Origin of the sequence: Flavobacterium sp. FPG59 (assembly GCF_002150205.1) — a bacterium.
GTDB lineage: Bacteria > Bacteroidota > Bacteroidia > Flavobacteriales > Flavobacteriaceae > Flavobacterium.
Genome location: NZ_MTCA01000019.1, coordinates 12,493 through 27,419, shown reverse-complemented (window position 1 = coordinate 27,419; position 14,927 = coordinate 12,493). Strand labels below are relative to the sequence as shown.

Below are 14,927 nucleotides of genomic sequence, written 5' to 3'. Positions count from 1 at the left end.
ATATACATCTTATAAAAATATTCGAACTCAGTTTTTAAAATTTATCAATAGAATTATCTTTTTATTATGCATTAACAAACAATTATGTTCAAGATATGTTGTTTTGAAGCTAATGTTTAACACTTTCGTAAGTAAATAAGATTTTGTCTGCTTATTTTTAATTCGTTTTTCTTTTTCTTAATACTCGATGTTTTTATATATTTGTGAAGATTTGAAAACACTAGCTCCTAATGGCCAGACACATAATACCACTTTTAGCACTGATATTTGGATTTTCTAACAATTCAAATGCTCAATTCGACGGTTTTTCGCACGAAGTTGGGATAATTGTAGGCCCTGTTGCTTTCCAGTCTGATTATGGTGAGCGATATGATTTTTCAACAAATGCTGGTAACACCGGTATTGGTATTGGGTTAGTTCATTACCTGAACTTTACCTATGACAAGAATTATAATTATACTTCAAGAACTTATTTTAACCAGCATTTCAAGCTTAGGACTGAGTTGTCTTATAATAAAACAAATTTAAAGCATTTTGGAGAATATGTTGACCCGAGTAAAAATTCACTTGGAGCTCAACAATTACGCGCCATGACTGGAAGTACTGCGGTGGCAAACCTTGGGATGCAACTTGAATTTTACCCTTGGAACATCCGAGATTTTACAGCTGAAACTGGCAGTTTTGCTCCTTTTATCAGTTTAGGTGGCCAGTTTAGTGCCTACAACGCCAAAGCTGAATCTTCATTAGGACCGCTAGGAAATGCTGCAACTACATTCCCAAAATACCTAACACCATCTGAAGGACGTCCTTACGGTTTTTCATCAGAACAAGGTACCGTTTGGTCTGTTGTATCAAGCGTTGGAACTCGATATAAATTAACCGATTCTGGTGATTTGATGGTTGATTTACGATTTCAATATTATTTCTCCAACTGGGTTGACGGGCTTAATCCTAACCCAAAAATTTATAAAGAAAATAAAGCTAATGATTGGCTGGTTTGGTTTAATGTAGGATACATTCATTATTTAGATTAATTAGCAAAACCAATATGCTTATAAAAATAAACCCCAAAACATTTTTTTCTGTTTTGGGGTTTGTTTTATTAGGCCAATGCTTGTTTCAAATCTTCGATTAAATCATCCGCATCCTCGATACCTACGCTTAAACGAACCAAATCATCCGTAATTCCAATTTCCTTACGTTTATCTTCAGGGATAGATGCGTGTGTCATCAACGCTGGATGATTGGCTAAAGACTCTACGCCACCAAGAGATTCGGCGAGAGTAAATACCTTAACTTTTTCTAAAAAGTCAATGGCATCTTCTTTTTTACCCGATACAAATGTAAAAGATACCATTCCACCAAAACCACTCATTTGTTTTTTGGCAATTTCATGATAGGGATGACTCGGTAATCCAGGATAATATACTTTTTTTACTTTTGGATGATTGTTTAAAAACTCCACCACCTTAGCTCCATTTTCACAATGTCTTTGTACGCGCAAGTGTAACGTTTTTATTCCTCTAAGCACTAAAAAACTATCCATGGGTCCAAGTGTAGCTCCGGTAGCAAATTGTTGAAAATGCAATTGTGCTCCTAGCGCTTCATCTTTTACAATCAAAGCTCCCGCAATAACATCAGAGTGTCCACCTAAATATTTGGTAGCAGAATGCATTACAATATCAGCTCCTAGGTCTAGTGGTTTTTGCAAATACGGCGTTGCAAAGGTGTTATCAACTGCAAAAAGAATGTTGTTTTCCTTGGTGATTTTTGCAATTTCTTGAATATCGGCTAGTTTCATCAAAGGATTTGTAGGCGTTTCTACCCAAACCATCTTTGTGTTTTCATTAATTAACGACTTGAATTTTTCCAAGTCATTCATGTCCACAAAATGGAATTTTATTCCTGAATCTTTATAAATACGTGTAAACATGCGGTACGTTCCTCCATATAAATCATCCATAGCAATGATTTCATCTCCTGCTTTAAAAGATCGCAACACACAATCAGTAGCCGCTAATCCTGATGAAAAAGCCAATCCACGAGTTCCGTTCTCAATACTTGCCAAAGCGTTTTCAAGAGCGCTTCTGGTAGGATTTGCAGCCCTACTGTATTCATAGTCTGGATTTAATGGCTGCCCTGGGCTGGTTTGTACAAATGTTGATGTTTGATATACTGGCGGCATAACTGCTCCTGTACTTGGATCATGGTGTTGCCCACCGTGGATTACCTTTGTATTGAATTTCATATCGTTTGATTTTATTACCTAAATGTTTCACAAATTTACCCTTTAATTTATTTTAACCAAGCTACAAGTTGATACCTTTGTATATAATTAACAAATTACAAATGAAACCTTATTTCGTTTTTGGAATACTATTCCTTTTTTTAACTAGTTGTACAAAGGAACTTCACTTTACTTCTGTTTCTTTCGAAAAAAAATCGAAGATTGCATGCCAAGAAAACTGCCCTAAAATCAGTATCAAAATTCCAGTTGCACAGGGCAATTCTGTGGAAGCCGATAGTATTAACAAAAAAGTGTTTTCGGTATTGAAAGAGATTGTTTACTTTGGTGAAAAGCCATATGCCGCAACAAATTATAAAGATTTAACCACTGCATTTATTGACTCCTACGAGAAATTACACAAAGATTTTCCTAGTGAAACTATTGGCTGGGAGGCTACTGTAACGGGAAAAGTAGGGTACCAATCAGAAGGGATTTTGAATCTAGAAATCAATCATTACACCTATACGGGAGGTGCTCATGGCTACCAAGGTTTGCGTTCTTTATTGTTTGATCCATCAACAGGTAAGACTATTACAAACGAAGCTATTTTTAAGGATAAAGCTGCTTTTATGGCTTTCGCCGAAAAGAAATTCAGAGCCAAATACAAAATCCCAAGTACAGCATCTATAAACGCTACAGGACTGATGTTTGAAGAGGATAAATTTGCGCTTCCTCAAAATATTTTTTACACAGAGAAAGGATTACTACTTTATTACAACTCCTACGAAGCAGCATCCTATGCCGATGGACCAAAAGAATTATTGCTGGGGTACGCTGATATAAATTATTTTTTAAAGATTAAATAGTTGTTTTAAGTCTAAGATAATTGTTGCGCTATAAAATTCAAGGCTTTACAAATTTTTAAAAAATTATTTAAAACTTTGTATTTCAAATTATAAGTCAATAAAAAGTGAAGAAAAATATAAATAAAAACATTTTCAAGGTACTATTAATCATATTAAGTTTGTCAATATTTTTAACCTCCCTCACTTTCGATGCATTTTCGTATGAATACCAAGGTGTAAAAATGATGTCTTCTTTATCGTGCTTTGTAACAGGGAGCCTTGCAATTTTGGGAGGTGGCACTTTAGAATGGTTAATCTGGTTGGCTAATCCTTTATGCTTAATATCTATTTTTTGTTTAATTATGGACAAAAATCTAGCCTCAAAATTTAATTTTACAGCTTTGATTTTAGCTATATCATTTTATTCTTGGAATTCAGTTCTAGCTTCAGAAAGCGGCACTTCTGGTAAAATTTTATCCGTAGAATTAGGGTACTTCATTTGGTTAGCTAGTATAACTGTACTTACCTTAGGAACTAAATTGTATTTTAGAAAATATAGTGAAATAAAATACACTGAATAAATCAAGATAAATATTCATTAAAAGGTAATCGACATCATATTTAGTTCAAATATTATCTTTTTTATAACGTTACATCTCAAAAGAAAAGTCCCCCTAGCCCCGACAGCAGTGAAAATCCTCTGGCCCAAAAGCCTATTTTTTCTTGGTAGAAAAGAGCGACCGCAGGAAGCTCCTTTTATGCCTTAGAAAAAAAGGGTTTTGGGCCAGAGATGAAACGAATGGCGGGATATGGCTCCTAGATAAACTTTCGAATGATGAGCATGTTGCCTATATGTAAGCCTTCATGAAAATTACTGAAAGCCATGGCATCTTCGGCATTTTGCAGGACGTGATCACCGGTAGAGGTGGTGTACTCCATGTAAGTAACAAACTTGTTCTGCTCATAATCCAGTTGGGTTTGCGCTATAGTTGTAAACAATAAGGCCTTAATTTCGTCTACTTCGGCTTGTGTAACATCTCTTTCTGGGCGGGTTCCTTTTTTATACTTCTCCACCAATTCCTCTGAAACTAACATAGGTAAACCCGAAAGTTTGTATACTAGCATTTGCTGGGAGACAATAATGTGCCCAATGTTCCAGATTAAATTATTGCTGCATCCCTGCGGTATGGCATTCAATTGATCCAGCGAATAGCCGTCAAAGAATTTCGAAATCATTTTTCTACTGGTTGTAGCTACATCAAATAATTGCTTCATGATTTTTATTTTTTCTATAAAAATAATCATTTTTTGACTTATACAAACTTTCTAATACTCATAATGATGCCCATGTGTAGCGCCTCATGATAGTTATTAAAAGATAATGCATCTTCAATGTTTTTAATAGTCAGACCTATTGAAGTAGTATATTCCTGGTATTCTTTAAAAAATTTATTATTAAAATCAGCTTCGGTTTGATTTATAGTTTCAAAAAGCAATGACTTGATTTCCTCAACCTCAGCTTGTGTAACATCTTGAAGTGGCTTGGTTCCACCTTTATATTTTTCAAATAATTCGTCAGAAATAATCATAGGCACCCCCGAAAATTTATAAACTAACCTTTGTTGTGTAACCACAATATGGGCGATATTCCAAATTAAATTGTTGTTAAATCCCGGAGCTATTTTATTAAGTTGTTCCAAAGTATAGTTTTCCAGAAATTGTGACAACACTTTTCTACTTGCTTTGGCAATATCAAATGTTTGATGCATTTTTTTATTTTTTCTATAAAAATAATCATTTTCAGTATCAAATGAATTTTCTTTGCACAAAGAAATTATGCTACCCATGGACAAAATATACTATCTCGCCTCCTGCGACACATGCAGAAAAATTATAAAATCATTACCTAAAGAACATGATTTTAAATTTCATGACATCAAACAAGACCCCATTACGCTAGAAGAATTAGAACAAATGCGCGAACTTGCGGGTAGTTACGAAGCACTTTTAGTAAAAAAGCACAGCTTTACAAATCAATGGATTTGAAAAACAAATCCTTAACCGAAGACGATTACAAAAAATACATTCTAGAACATTATACGTTTTTGAGTCGTCCAGTATTTCTTATCAAAGACAAAATCTACATTGGCAACAGCCAGCAAAACATGCATCAAGTAAATCTTGCTCTTGCCCATGTCTAAAAGAAATCTAGCGCTCATTGGCGCTACACTGGTCTCCATTATTTATGGTGTAACTTTTACCATTGCAAAGGATGTTATGCCGGCGTACATTGATGCGTATGGTTTTATTTTGCTGCGTGTAGGAGGTTCGGTGATTTTATTTTGGTTGGTTTGGCTTTTTATGCCAAAGGAAAAAATTGAGATTGGTGATTTCCCTCGAATTATAGCGGCAGCTTTTTTTGGTGTGGCCTTTAATATGCTTACTTTCTTTAAAGGATTAAGCTTGACATCGCCCATAAGTGCAGCGGTAATTATGGTATCAACCCCAATGATTGTATTGACACTTTCGGCCATTATCATGAAGGAACGCATGCAAAAGAGAAAAGTTTTTGGAATCATCCTAGGACTTATAGGAACTGCTTTTTTAATTTTATACGGCAAATCTTTTGGTAATGCTACCAATGCTGGATTGGGGAATTTTCTGGTTTTAGTAAATGCCATTTCGTATGGATTCTATCTTATTGTAGTCAAAAAATTGATGGATAAATACAATGCTTTTACGTTTGTAAAATGGATTTATTTGTTTGGTTTTTTAATGGTTTTGCCTTTTGGCTGGAGCCAATTTCAAGCCGTTGATTGGATAGCAGTACCCGCGGCTATTGGATGGAAAATAGGATTTGTGGTGATTTTTTCGACTTTCTTCACCTATTTATTGAATTTGCTTTCGATGAAAGAATTAAAACCAACAACCGTGGCCGTTTTTATTTATTTACAACCTTTATTTGCAACCATTTTTGCCATCAGTTTGGGTAAGGATGAGTTGAGTTTGGTAAAAATTGGTTCGGCAGTTTTGATTTTTATTGGCGTTTATTTGGTGACGATGAAAAAGAACTAGTTTACAGTAGGAACTTGCAAAAAGTAGTCTACAATAATGAGATTTGGTTACGAATTTGATTGCTGAAAACTGAAACTGAAAACGATGACTAAATACTGCAAACTACACACTAAAAACTGAGACTGAGACTGAAAAAGTTTTTCCTTATCTTTGAGCTCTTTTTATAAAACGATATGATACAATCAATGACCGGTTTTGGTAAAGCGACTTTGCAACTACCAACCAAAAAAATAACAGTCGAAGTAAAATCCTTGAACAGTAAAGGTTTGGATTTAAATGTTCGCATGCCTTCGCTGTACCGCGAAATGGAACTGGGTTTGCGCAACCAAATTGCGCTGAAACTCGAACGCGGAAAAGTAGATTTTTCTGTTTTTATAGAAAGTACTGCTGAACAAACTTCTACCAAAGTCAACGTACCGATTGTGAAAGCATATATGGATCAACTTAAAGAAATTTGTAACGAAGGATACGAAACAGAGTTGATGAAAATGGCTATTAGAATGCCAGACGCCATGAAAATAGAACGCGAAGAAATTGACGAAAACGATTGGATTCAAATTCAAACCGTTATTGAAGAGGCGTTGCAAAACATCTTGAATTTTAGAAGAGATGAAGGTATGTCACTTGAAAAAGAATTCCAATTGCGTATTGGAAATATTCGTCAATACATGACAGAAGCTTTGGCGCTTGATCCAGAACGTGTGCAAGCCATAAAAGATCGTTTGCAAACTGCTATTGCCGAATTGAAAGTGAATGTAGATGAGAATCGATTTGAACAAGAATTGATTTACTACTTAGAGAAACTAGACATCACCGAAGAAAAAGTGCGTTTGACGAATCACCTCGATTATTTCTTGGAAACCATCAATGGAACCGAAGCTAACGGTAGAAAATTAGGTTTTATCACTCAAGAAATGGGACGTGAAATCAACACGATGGGGTCCAAATCAAATCACGCACAAATGCAAAAATTAGTCGTTCAAATGAAAGACGAATTGGAGAAAATTAAGGAACAGGTATTGAATGTGCTCTAGATAATTAAAGATGCGGTACATTCAAGAAATAAAGCAAATATTGATCATAGCCCGACAACAATCGTATCGGGCAATCAATCTTGCAATGATTGAAGCGTATTGGAAAATTGGACAAAAAATTGTTGTTCAAGAGCAAAATGGTAATGAAAAAGCCAATTATGGCGAAGCAGTTTTAAAAGAATTGTCAAAGAATTTATCCGCTGAATTCGGAAAAGGATTTTCTTCTGCTAATCTTCGTAATTTTCGACAATTTTACTTGACTTATCCTGATGAACAAATTTGCTACACACTGTGTAGCAAATTAAGCTGGAGCCACAATAGACTCATCATGCGAATTGACAACCTTGAGGCTAGACAATATTATCTTACAGAAGCTTACCAAGAAAACTGGAGTGTACGAACTTTAGAGCGAAATATTAAAACGTTATATTACGATCGACTACTATCCTCTAAAACGATTTTAAAGAAAGAAGTAGCTGAAACGAAAATCAACATTAAAGACTTTATCAAAGATCCTTATGTGTTTGAGTTCTTAGATATTCCAGAACCTAAAAGTCATTCAGAACAAGAAGTAGAAAGTATTTTGATAGAGAATTTTCAGGTTTTCTTAATGGAACTTGGTAAAGGATTTTCATTTGTAGGAAGACAATACCGCATAAGTAGTGAAACTGAACATTACTATATTGATTTAGTTTTTTATAATTATCTCTTAAAATGTTTTGTTTTATTTGATTTAAAAATAGGCAAACTCACTCATCAAGATATTGGACAAATGGATATGTACCGTCGTATGTTTGATGATTTAAAAAAACCAGAGGGCGATTTGCCAACCATTGGTATAATTCTTTGTACTGAAAAAAGCGAAACAGTTGTTAAATACTCTATTATCAATGATTCACCACACCTTTTTGCTACAAAATACCTACCGTATTTGCCTAGCGAAAAAGAATTGATAGAAGAGATTGAACGAGAAAAAATAAAATTGAAATTATTAGGTCACTAATTCACACACCTAAACAAATTCATCATACAAATGAAAAAAGGAAAATTAATCGTATTCTCGGCACCGTCAGGATCAGGAAAAACTACTATAGTTAGGCATTTATTAAAGCAAGAAGACTTGAATTTAGAGTTTTCGATATCAGCTGCTACACGCGAAGCTCGTGGTGAAGAAGTAAGTGGCAAGGATTACTATTTTATGTCATTAAAAGATTTTAAAACGCACATTAAAAACGAGGATTTCGTAGAATGGGAAGAAGTTTACCGCGATAATTTCTACGGAACTTTAAAAAGTGAAGTAGAACGCATTTGGGCACTAGGTAAAAACGTGATTTTTGATATTGATGTTGCTGGCGGATTGCGCATTAAACATAAATTTCCCGAAGAAACTCTTGCTGTTTTTGTGAAACCACCAAGTGTGGATGAACTTAAAAGACGATTGAAGGAACGATCCACTGAAAGCGATGACAAAATCAATATGCGTATTGCTAAAGCATCTGTAGAATTAGCAACTGCTCCACAATTTGATGTGATTATCAAGAACTACGATTTGCCAGTTGCTCTTGAAGAAGCTTATCAATTGGTGAAGGATTTTGTTGAGGATTAAAATTATTGCACAAAGATTCACAAAGAAAAAAAGAGATACACAAAGCTTTTAAAAATCCTTCTCGAAACTTTTAAAAGCTTTTGCGAACCTTTGCGAAACAATTATATATAAAAAAATTACCTGTTGCAATTAAGGAAGCGTATCTATTGGTGAAGGATTTTGTTGAGGATTAAAATTATTACACAAAGTTTCGCAAAGAAAAAAAAGAGATACACAAAGCATTAAAAATCTTTCGTGAAACTTCTAAAACTCTTTGCGAATCTTAGCGAAACAAAATAAAAATGAAAATCGGACTTTATTTCGGAACATTTAATCCCATTCATGTTGGGCATCTTATCATTGCCAATCACATGGCGGAGCACTCTGATTTGGATCAAGTTTGGATGGTGGTTACGCCACATAATCCTTTGAAGAAAAAAAGCACACTACTTGATGATTATCACCGTTTGCAAATGGTTTTTCTAGCTACTGAGGATTTTCCAAAAATCAAGCCATCGAATATTGAATTTAAACTACCACAACCTAATTATACGGTAAATACACTCGCTCATTTAGAAGACAAATATCCTAACTACGAATTCTCCTTAATCATGGGAGAAGACAATTTGAAGTCGTTACACAAATGGAAAAACTACGAAGTAATCCTTGAACGCCATGACGTTTATGTGTACCCACGAATCTCAACTGAAGAGGAAAACTTGGAGTTTAAAAACCATCCAAAAATACATTTGATTGATGCGCCTGTTGTAGAGATTTCAGCAACTTTTATACGTGACAACATCAAAAAAGGCAAAAACATTCAACCGCTGTTGCCTGCAAAAGTTTGGGAGTACATTGATCATAATAATTTTTATAAAAAGTGATTCTCTCATTTCGAATTTTTCGCCCAAAAAAAAGAAGAGGTTCTTCTACTTTGACTTTATCCGAGAAATTACATCATTACTCTATTGCTGCTATTTTTAGTGTATTGATTTTCTCGTATATTTTTGATATTTAAAACAAACCAATCCTATACCTACTTGCTATTTCCGCTATTTGATACCTTTCCAGTTTTATTGTACGTTTGAATGAGCATGAAAACATCAATGGCTATTTTGAAGGAGATCTTCAATTTAAAGATGATTACATGCAAGTCGATGACAGACAATTTGAATACCAACATATTACAAACTTCACTGTTTCCGCCGGTGATTACTATGGAAAACCAACTCCTGAATCCCGAAGCGGACCATGCTATACAAACGGAATAGGAAACAGCATCACATTTACTTACAACGATGAAAAAATAAAATTCTTCTTCGAAATCAATACTCCTTACGAAGTGCGATTTTTCTTTGATCAAATCACCACTTTAATTTGCCAAGAAAAGATAAAATATTCGAGACACTATCTCAATTTTATTCCTCAAGGCCACCGAGAAAGCACAGAATTTATAAATTTTGTAGCAAAACTAATCAAAGAAAAAAGAGTAGATTGCACTGAAGGCCTATTGCTCATGGGATATTCCTCAGATGAAGAGGCTATGGAAATGCGAGCAAAATATTGTTGCTAAGTTAACTTAGAACCTTTTTCAACTCTACTTGAATATTCTCAAAAATAGCACTCAAATTATCGTTTTTTCCTGACAAAACATAAACAGCTGTGCTCGGCATTTGCTTGCTGTTCCACAACATCTGGATTTTATTTTCGGCTAGTAGCTTTTTTGCATTAATATCCCAAACTACTCCTATTCCTGTATTTCTCGAAATGATTTCAATCATTTCATATTCAGACGGAATGATATAATTAGGAACCATCGATGGTCTTTTTTTGTTAAAGACATGCAACCAAAATAATTTTATATGCGGAATTTGAGCATTGTGACTGTACCATTTTTGATCGTTTAACCAATATTCAATGGCCGCAAAATCTTTTAGTTTTATACTTGCTTTTAAAGGTGAAGCATCAATTTCAGTTGAGCCCACAATTACCTGCTTAATTTCGCCTACTTTTTTTTGAATGGTATCAAAGGTGTCATATTGTTTGATGACGATCGCAAAATCTAGTTTTTTTTCGTTCACCAATTCAAACAACGTGTCATTGTCATGAAAACTAAAGTCAATATACTCAAACTTCGAAACTAAGGCGCTACCCAAACTAGACATTAAATGTTTCGAAATCCCTATTGAAATTAAGCGATTGGCATTGAATGCTTTCGCACGAAAACCGTTTTCTACATTTTCCAATCGGTCTAACGCCTCAATGATTAAATTATTGAGTAACTTAGCGTATTCCGTAGGTTCTACGCCTTTTGACTTTCTATTGAAAAGCTTGTACCCCACGTGCGCTTCGAGCATGGATATTTGCTGACTCACAGCGGGTTGACTAATAAACAACTCTTTGGCAGCAGCCGAAAAATTTCCATTTTTATACACTGATTTAAAGGTGCGGTACCATTCTAAATTGACCATGATATAAATATATTTATCACAAACATAATTTAAATTATTTTTACTGATAACATAATCGCCGTAAATTTGTACAAAGAAATTAAAAGATGAAAAAGATCGCATTATTTGCATTACTAGTATTAACCGTGGGTTGCTTATCGGCAACAGCACAAAAAACAAAAAAAACTAAGATGAAAAAAGTATTATTCGTTTTAACTAGTCATTCTGAACTAGGAAACACAGGAGAAAAAACAGGATTTTGGACAGAAGAATTTGCTGCTCCTTATTATGAATTACTTGACAAAGGTGTTCAAATTGATATTGCAACGCCAAAAGGAGGACAACCACCAATTGACCCTAAAAGTGAAGACCCATCTGCAGCTACAGAAGACACAAAACGTTTTGATGCCGATACTGAATTGCTAGCAAAACTAAAAAATACGCACAAATTAAGCGATGTGAAAGAGTCTGATTACGATGCTGTTTTTTATCCAGGCGGACACGGACCTTTATGGGATTTAGCTATTGATACTAATTCTAGCGCTTTAATTGAGTCTTTTTACACTAATAACAAACCTGTAGCTTTTGTATGTCACTCACCAGCAGTGTTGAAAAACGTAAAAGTAAATGGAGAATTTTTAGTAAAAGGCAAAAAAGTAACTGGTTTTTCAAACACCGAGGAAGAAGCGGTTGGATTGACTAAAGTTGTTCCTTTTTTATTAGAAGATGCTTTACAAGCCAACGGAGCTATTTACTCTAAAGTAGCAGATTGGAATCCATACGCAGTAGAAGATGGTTTGTTAATTACAGGTCAAAATCCAGCTTCGTCTAAATTAGTTGCTGAAAAATTATTGGCTCAATTGAATTCAAAAAAATAAGAGAAAGTCGCTAAGATACTGAGAAGCTAAGTTGCTAAGCTTTAAAAACTCAGTATTTTAGTAACTTAGTAACTCTTTAAAAATTAAAACATCATGTTAAACTTCGAATTATACAATCCTACCAATTTAGTTTTTGGAAAAGGACAAATAGAAAAACTATCCACGCTAGTGCCTCAAGGAGCAAAAATTCTTTTGGCTTATGGTGGTGGAAGTATTTTCAAAAATGGTATTCACGAGCAGGTCATCAACAATTTAAAAGGTTTTGAAATTGTTGAATTTGGTGGAATTGAACCCAATCCGCATTTTGAAACTTTGATTAAAGCGGTTGACGTAATTAAGGAACAAAACATTGATTTTATCCTTGCCGTTGGTGGAGGTTCAGTAATTGATGGAGTAAAATTCATTTCGGCAGCCGTACATTTTGAAGGAAATCCAATGGAAATTCTACAAAAAAGATTGTTGATTAAGGATTTATCTAAAGTAATACCTTTTGGAACAGTTCTTACTTTGCCAGCAACAGGAAGCGAGATGAACTCTGGCTCTGTGGTAACTATCAAAGCTACTCAAGAGAAATTGGCGTTTGGAGGTTCAGCATTGTTTCCAAAATTTTCTATATGTGATCCAACAGTCATTCAATCGCTTCCAAAAAGACAATTGCAAAATGGTGTTGTAGATGCTTATACTCACGTTTTGGAACAATATTTAACTTATCCGCACGAAGGCTTTTTACAAGATCGTATTGCCGAAAGTATATTACAAACCTTAATTCAAGTAGGTCCTGAAGTAGTTGAAAACCCATCAGATTACGCCTTGGCTTCTAACTTTATGTGGAGTTGTACCATGGCATTGAACGGTTTAATTCAAAAAGGAGTTCCATCTGATTGGGCTACGCACATGATTGGTCACGAGCTTACGGCTTTGTACGGAATTGATCATGCCAGAACGTTAGCAGTAGTTGGTCCAAATTTGTACCGCGTCATGTTTGAAACCAAAAAAGGGAAATTAGCACAATACGGAAAACGTATTTTCAATTTAACGGGTTCTGAGGATGAAATTGCAAACGAAGCGATCAACAAAACAGTAGCCTTTTTTCACACTATGGGAATGGACACTAAATTGTCAGACTACACTAAAGAATACGATAAAACTGCCGATTTCATAGTAAACCGTTTTAAAGAAAGAGGTTGGTTAGGATTAGGTGAAAAGCAAAACATCACTTTAGAAAAAGTAAAAGCAATAGTTGAAATGAGTTATTAAACTTCAAACGCACTTTTATACCATAAAAAAGGCGTTCTCTACAATAGGGAACGCCTTTTAACATTCTAAAATATAACTAACTCACTCAATTCAAATATTTGTTAAAATACTGTTTACTAATTAGGCATAACGTCGTATAACTAAAAATAGTATAGTATAATTAAAAAAAACATAATTATATTTTACTTTTTTAAGATAAATTTTCAAAAAACTTAGTATACACAATACCTCTGACAATAATTAAATTTGTTTCATTAGACCTTTTTTAAGTACTTTTGATTAAATTCAGTAAACAATGACCGATAATAAAAAATTTGCAGTAATTGGTGGTGGGAGTTGGGCTACAGCAATAGCTAAGATGCTTTGTGTAAATCTTGACGAAATAGCTTGGTACATGCGTAATGAAGCTGCAATTGAACATCTTAAAACCTATAAACACAATCCTAACTATTTGAGTTCGGTTGAGTTTGACGTTAAAAAACTAAAACTTACCAGTGACATCAACGAGGCAGTAGCCTATGCTGATTATATCATCTTTGCTATTCCATCTGCCTTTCTTGGTGCAGAATTAGAAAAACTTACCGTTTCATTAGAAGATAAAATTATTTTTTCAGCCATAAAAGGAATTGTTCCAGAAACAAGCCTTATAGTGGGCGAACATTTTCATGTAAAATATGATATTCCGTATTACAATATTGGTGTCATAACAGGCCCTTGCCATGCCGAAGAAGTAGCTATGGAACGCCTATCTTACCTCACCATTGCTTGCGGCGACCCTGATAAAGCCAAAACGGTGGCTAAAAATTTGTCTGGAAACTACATTAAGACAAAAATTACAGATGATATTATAGGTACTGAGTATGCTGCTATGCTAAAAAATATTTATGCTATAGCTGCAGGAATAGCACACGGTTTGGGGTATGGCGATAATTTTCAGTCTGTATTGATGAGTAATGGGATTCGCGAGATGAAAAAATTCATCAAAAAAGTACATCGCATGAAACGCAACATCAACGACTCCGCTTATTTAGGTGATTTATTGGTGACTGGATACTCTGTTTTTTCTAGAAATAGAATGTTTGGCAACATGATAGGGAAAGGATATACCGTAAAATCAGCTATGATGGAAATGAGTATGGTTTCTGAAGGCTACTATGCAGCCAAAAGCGCTTACAAACTCAATCAAGCTTATGGTGCCAAAACACCAATAATAGATGCTGTACATAGCATTTTATATGAAGGTCAAGATGCGAAGGCGGTATTTAAAAAACTAACCGACAAACTTGATTAGTCTAGCAACCGTATTCAAAATTTAAAATAAACCTCATGAGTGAAAGATGGAAATATCAAATTACGATGGGTAGTATATGGGGAATAGTAATGACTGTTTTTAATGTGTTATTTAACCTTAAAGAAATTCCATTTTCACAACAAATAGTTTCTACTGTATTTTATTTACAAGCGGCTGGTTACATACTAATTGGCATCTTTGTTTTAGGATATTTTACTTGGAAATCCAAACAAAAACAAAACCTATAATTTTTTTACTTATGAGCGAAAGATGGAAATACCAACT

The 14,927-nt window shown here is 34.4% G+C and carries 17 protein-coding genes and 1 pseudogene; 14 read left to right on the top strand and 4 right to left on the bottom strand.

Translation table 11 applies throughout. The annotated features are described in order from the left end of the window. The first annotated feature begins 230 nt into the window (after positions 1-230). Positions 231-1,034 carry a glutamate dehydrogenase gene (locus tag FPG59_RS03730; RefSeq protein WP_086453276.1) on the top strand — a complete coding sequence of 268 codons (804 nt, stop codon included), beginning with the start codon at positions 231-233 and terminating at the stop codon, positions 1,032-1,034. A 68-nt stretch (positions 1,035-1,102) separates the two neighbouring features. Here the strand turns inward: FPG59_RS03730 and FPG59_RS03725 are convergent, their stop codons facing one another. Beyond that, on the bottom strand, positions 1,103-2,248 hold the full coding sequence (locus FPG59_RS03725; protein ID WP_086453275.1) for a cystathionine gamma-synthase: 1,146 nt from the start codon (positions 2,246-2,248) through the stop codon (positions 1,103-1,105). A gap of 101 nt (positions 2,249-2,349) precedes the next feature. Between FPG59_RS03725 and FPG59_RS03720 the strand changes: the two genes are divergently transcribed. Beyond that, positions 2,350-3,093: a DUF3298 and DUF4163 domain-containing protein gene (locus FPG59_RS03720; RefSeq protein WP_086453274.1), complete on the top strand. Its 744-nt coding sequence runs from the start codon at positions 2,350-2,352 to the stop codon at positions 3,091-3,093. A gap of 104 nt (positions 3,094-3,197) precedes the next feature. Next, positions 3,198-3,653 carry a hypothetical protein gene (locus tag FPG59_RS03715; RefSeq protein ID WP_140344585.1) on the top strand — a complete coding sequence of 152 codons (456 nt, stop codon included), beginning with the start codon at positions 3,198-3,200 and terminating at the stop codon, positions 3,651-3,653. Positions 3,654-3,888: 235 nt separating this feature from the next. On the opposite strand, the gene FPG59_RS03710 is transcribed toward FPG59_RS03715, so the two are convergent. Further along, positions 3,889-4,347, bottom strand: coding sequence for a DinB family protein (locus FPG59_RS03710; protein WP_176330686.1), 459 nt, complete (start codon positions 4,345-4,347; stop codon positions 3,889-3,891). Positions 4,348-4,385: 38 nt separating this feature from the next. Beyond that, the gene (locus tag FPG59_RS03705) at positions 4,386-4,841 is read right to left on the bottom strand and encodes a DinB family protein (protein WP_086453279.1); all 456 of its coding nucleotides are present in this window, start codon (positions 4,839-4,841) and stop codon (positions 4,386-4,388) included. A 76-nt stretch (positions 4,842-4,917) separates the two neighbouring features. Between FPG59_RS03705 and FPG59_RS03700 the strand changes: the two are divergent. The 7 genes and pseudogenes from FPG59_RS03700 (at position 4,918) to FPG59_RS03670 (ending at position 10,339) form a co-directional block, all read left to right on the top strand. Then, positions 4,918-5,273: pseudogene (locus FPG59_RS03700) on the top strand (arsenate reductase family protein). Further along, entirely contained in the window at positions 5,266-6,147 is an 882-nt protein-coding gene (locus FPG59_RS03695) for a DMT family transporter (protein ID WP_086453271.1), read from the top strand. Before FPG59_RS03700 ends, FPG59_RS03695 begins: the two are co-directional and overlap by 8 nt. Before the next feature lie 173 nt (positions 6,148-6,320). Beyond that, positions 6,321-7,181, top strand: a complete 861-nt coding sequence (locus tag FPG59_RS03690) for a YicC/YloC family endoribonuclease (RefSeq protein WP_086453270.1) — start codon at positions 6,321-6,323, stop codon at positions 7,179-7,181. A gap of 10 nt (positions 7,182-7,191) precedes the next feature. Continuing rightward, the gene (locus tag FPG59_RS03685) at positions 7,192-8,184 is read left to right on the top strand and encodes a YhcG family protein (RefSeq protein WP_086453269.1); all 993 of its coding nucleotides are present in this window, start codon (positions 7,192-7,194) and stop codon (positions 8,182-8,184) included. A gap of 30 nt (positions 8,185-8,214) precedes the next feature. Then, positions 8,215-8,787, top strand: a complete 573-nt coding sequence (gene gmk, locus FPG59_RS03680; protein ID WP_086453268.1) for a guanylate kinase — start codon at positions 8,215-8,217, stop codon at positions 8,785-8,787. Between the two features lie 281 nt (positions 8,788-9,068). Next, complete coding sequence (gene nadD, locus FPG59_RS03675) at positions 9,069-9,650, top strand: nicotinate (nicotinamide) nucleotide adenylyltransferase (protein WP_086453267.1); 582 nt, start codon at positions 9,069-9,071, stop codon at positions 9,648-9,650. Between the two features lie 200 nt (positions 9,651-9,850). Continuing rightward, positions 9,851-10,339, top strand: a complete 489-nt coding sequence (locus tag FPG59_RS03670) for a hypothetical protein (RefSeq protein ID WP_086453266.1) — start codon at positions 9,851-9,853, stop codon at positions 10,337-10,339. A gap of 1 nt (position 10,340) precedes the next feature. Here FPG59_RS03670 and FPG59_RS03665 read toward each other — a convergent pair whose 3' ends face one another. Then, entirely contained in the window at positions 10,341-11,237 is an 897-nt protein-coding gene (locus FPG59_RS03665; RefSeq protein WP_086453278.1) for a LysR family transcriptional regulator, read from the bottom strand. 86 nt (positions 11,238-11,323) lie between these two features. On the opposite strand from FPG59_RS03665, the gene FPG59_RS03660 reads away from it, so the two are divergent. The 4 genes from FPG59_RS03660 (at position 11,324) to FPG59_RS03645 (ending at position 14,890) form a co-directional block, all read left to right on the top strand. Next, positions 11,324-12,094, top strand: coding sequence for a type 1 glutamine amidotransferase domain-containing protein (locus tag FPG59_RS03660; RefSeq protein ID WP_176330685.1), 771 nt, complete (start codon positions 11,324-11,326; stop codon positions 12,092-12,094). Positions 12,095-12,187: 93 nt separating this feature from the next. Continuing rightward, positions 12,188-13,351, top strand: a complete 1,164-nt coding sequence (locus FPG59_RS03655; protein ID WP_086453265.1) for an iron-containing alcohol dehydrogenase — start codon at positions 12,188-12,190, stop codon at positions 13,349-13,351. 295 nt (positions 13,352-13,646) lie between these two features. Beyond that, complete coding sequence (locus FPG59_RS03650) at positions 13,647-14,642, top strand: NAD(P)H-dependent glycerol-3-phosphate dehydrogenase (protein WP_086453264.1); 996 nt, start codon at positions 13,647-13,649, stop codon at positions 14,640-14,642. Between the two features lie 35 nt (positions 14,643-14,677). Then, the gene (locus FPG59_RS03645) at positions 14,678-14,890 is read left to right on the top strand and encodes a hypothetical protein (RefSeq protein WP_086453263.1); all 213 of its coding nucleotides are present in this window, start codon (positions 14,678-14,680) and stop codon (positions 14,888-14,890) included. Positions 14,891-14,927 lie beyond the last annotated feature (37 nt).

Coding starts and splice junctions, on each gene's coding strand:
- FPG59_RS03730 (WP_086453276.1), top strand. CDS start 231: ATGGCCAGACACATAATACCACTTTTAGCACTGATATTTGGATTTTCT.
- FPG59_RS03725 (WP_086453275.1), bottom strand. CDS start 2,248: ATGAAATTCAATACAAAGGTAATCCACGGTGGGCAACACCATGATCCA.
- FPG59_RS03720 (WP_086453274.1), top strand. CDS start 2,350: ATGAAACCTTATTTCGTTTTTGGAATACTATTCCTTTTTTTAACTAGT.
- FPG59_RS03710 (WP_176330686.1), bottom strand. CDS start 4,347: ATGAAGCAATTATTTGATGTAGCTACAACCAGTAGAAAAATGATTTCG.
- FPG59_RS03705 (WP_086453279.1), bottom strand. CDS start 4,841: ATGCATCAAACATTTGATATTGCCAAAGCAAGTAGAAAAGTGTTGTCA.
- FPG59_RS03695 (WP_086453271.1), top strand. CDS start 5,266: ATGTCTAAAAGAAATCTAGCGCTCATTGGCGCTACACTGGTCTCCATT.
- FPG59_RS03690 (WP_086453270.1), top strand. CDS start 6,321: ATGATACAATCAATGACCGGTTTTGGTAAAGCGACTTTGCAACTACCA.
- FPG59_RS03685 (WP_086453269.1), top strand. CDS start 7,192: ATGCGGTACATTCAAGAAATAAAGCAAATATTGATCATAGCCCGACAA.
- gmk (WP_086453268.1), top strand. CDS start 8,215: ATGAAAAAAGGAAAATTAATCGTATTCTCGGCACCGTCAGGATCAGGA.
- nadD (WP_086453267.1), top strand. CDS start 9,069: ATGAAAATCGGACTTTATTTCGGAACATTTAATCCCATTCATGTTGGG.
- FPG59_RS03665 (WP_086453278.1), bottom strand. CDS start 11,237: ATGGTCAATTTAGAATGGTACCGCACCTTTAAATCAGTGTATAAAAAT.
- FPG59_RS03660 (WP_176330685.1), top strand. CDS start 11,324: ATGAAAAAGATCGCATTATTTGCATTACTAGTATTAACCGTGGGTTGC.
- FPG59_RS03655 (WP_086453265.1), top strand. CDS start 12,188: ATGTTAAACTTCGAATTATACAATCCTACCAATTTAGTTTTTGGAAAA.
- FPG59_RS03650 (WP_086453264.1), top strand. CDS start 13,647: ATGACCGATAATAAAAAATTTGCAGTAATTGGTGGTGGGAGTTGGGCT.
- FPG59_RS03645 (WP_086453263.1), top strand. CDS start 14,678: ATGAGTGAAAGATGGAAATATCAAATTACGATGGGTAGTATATGGGGA.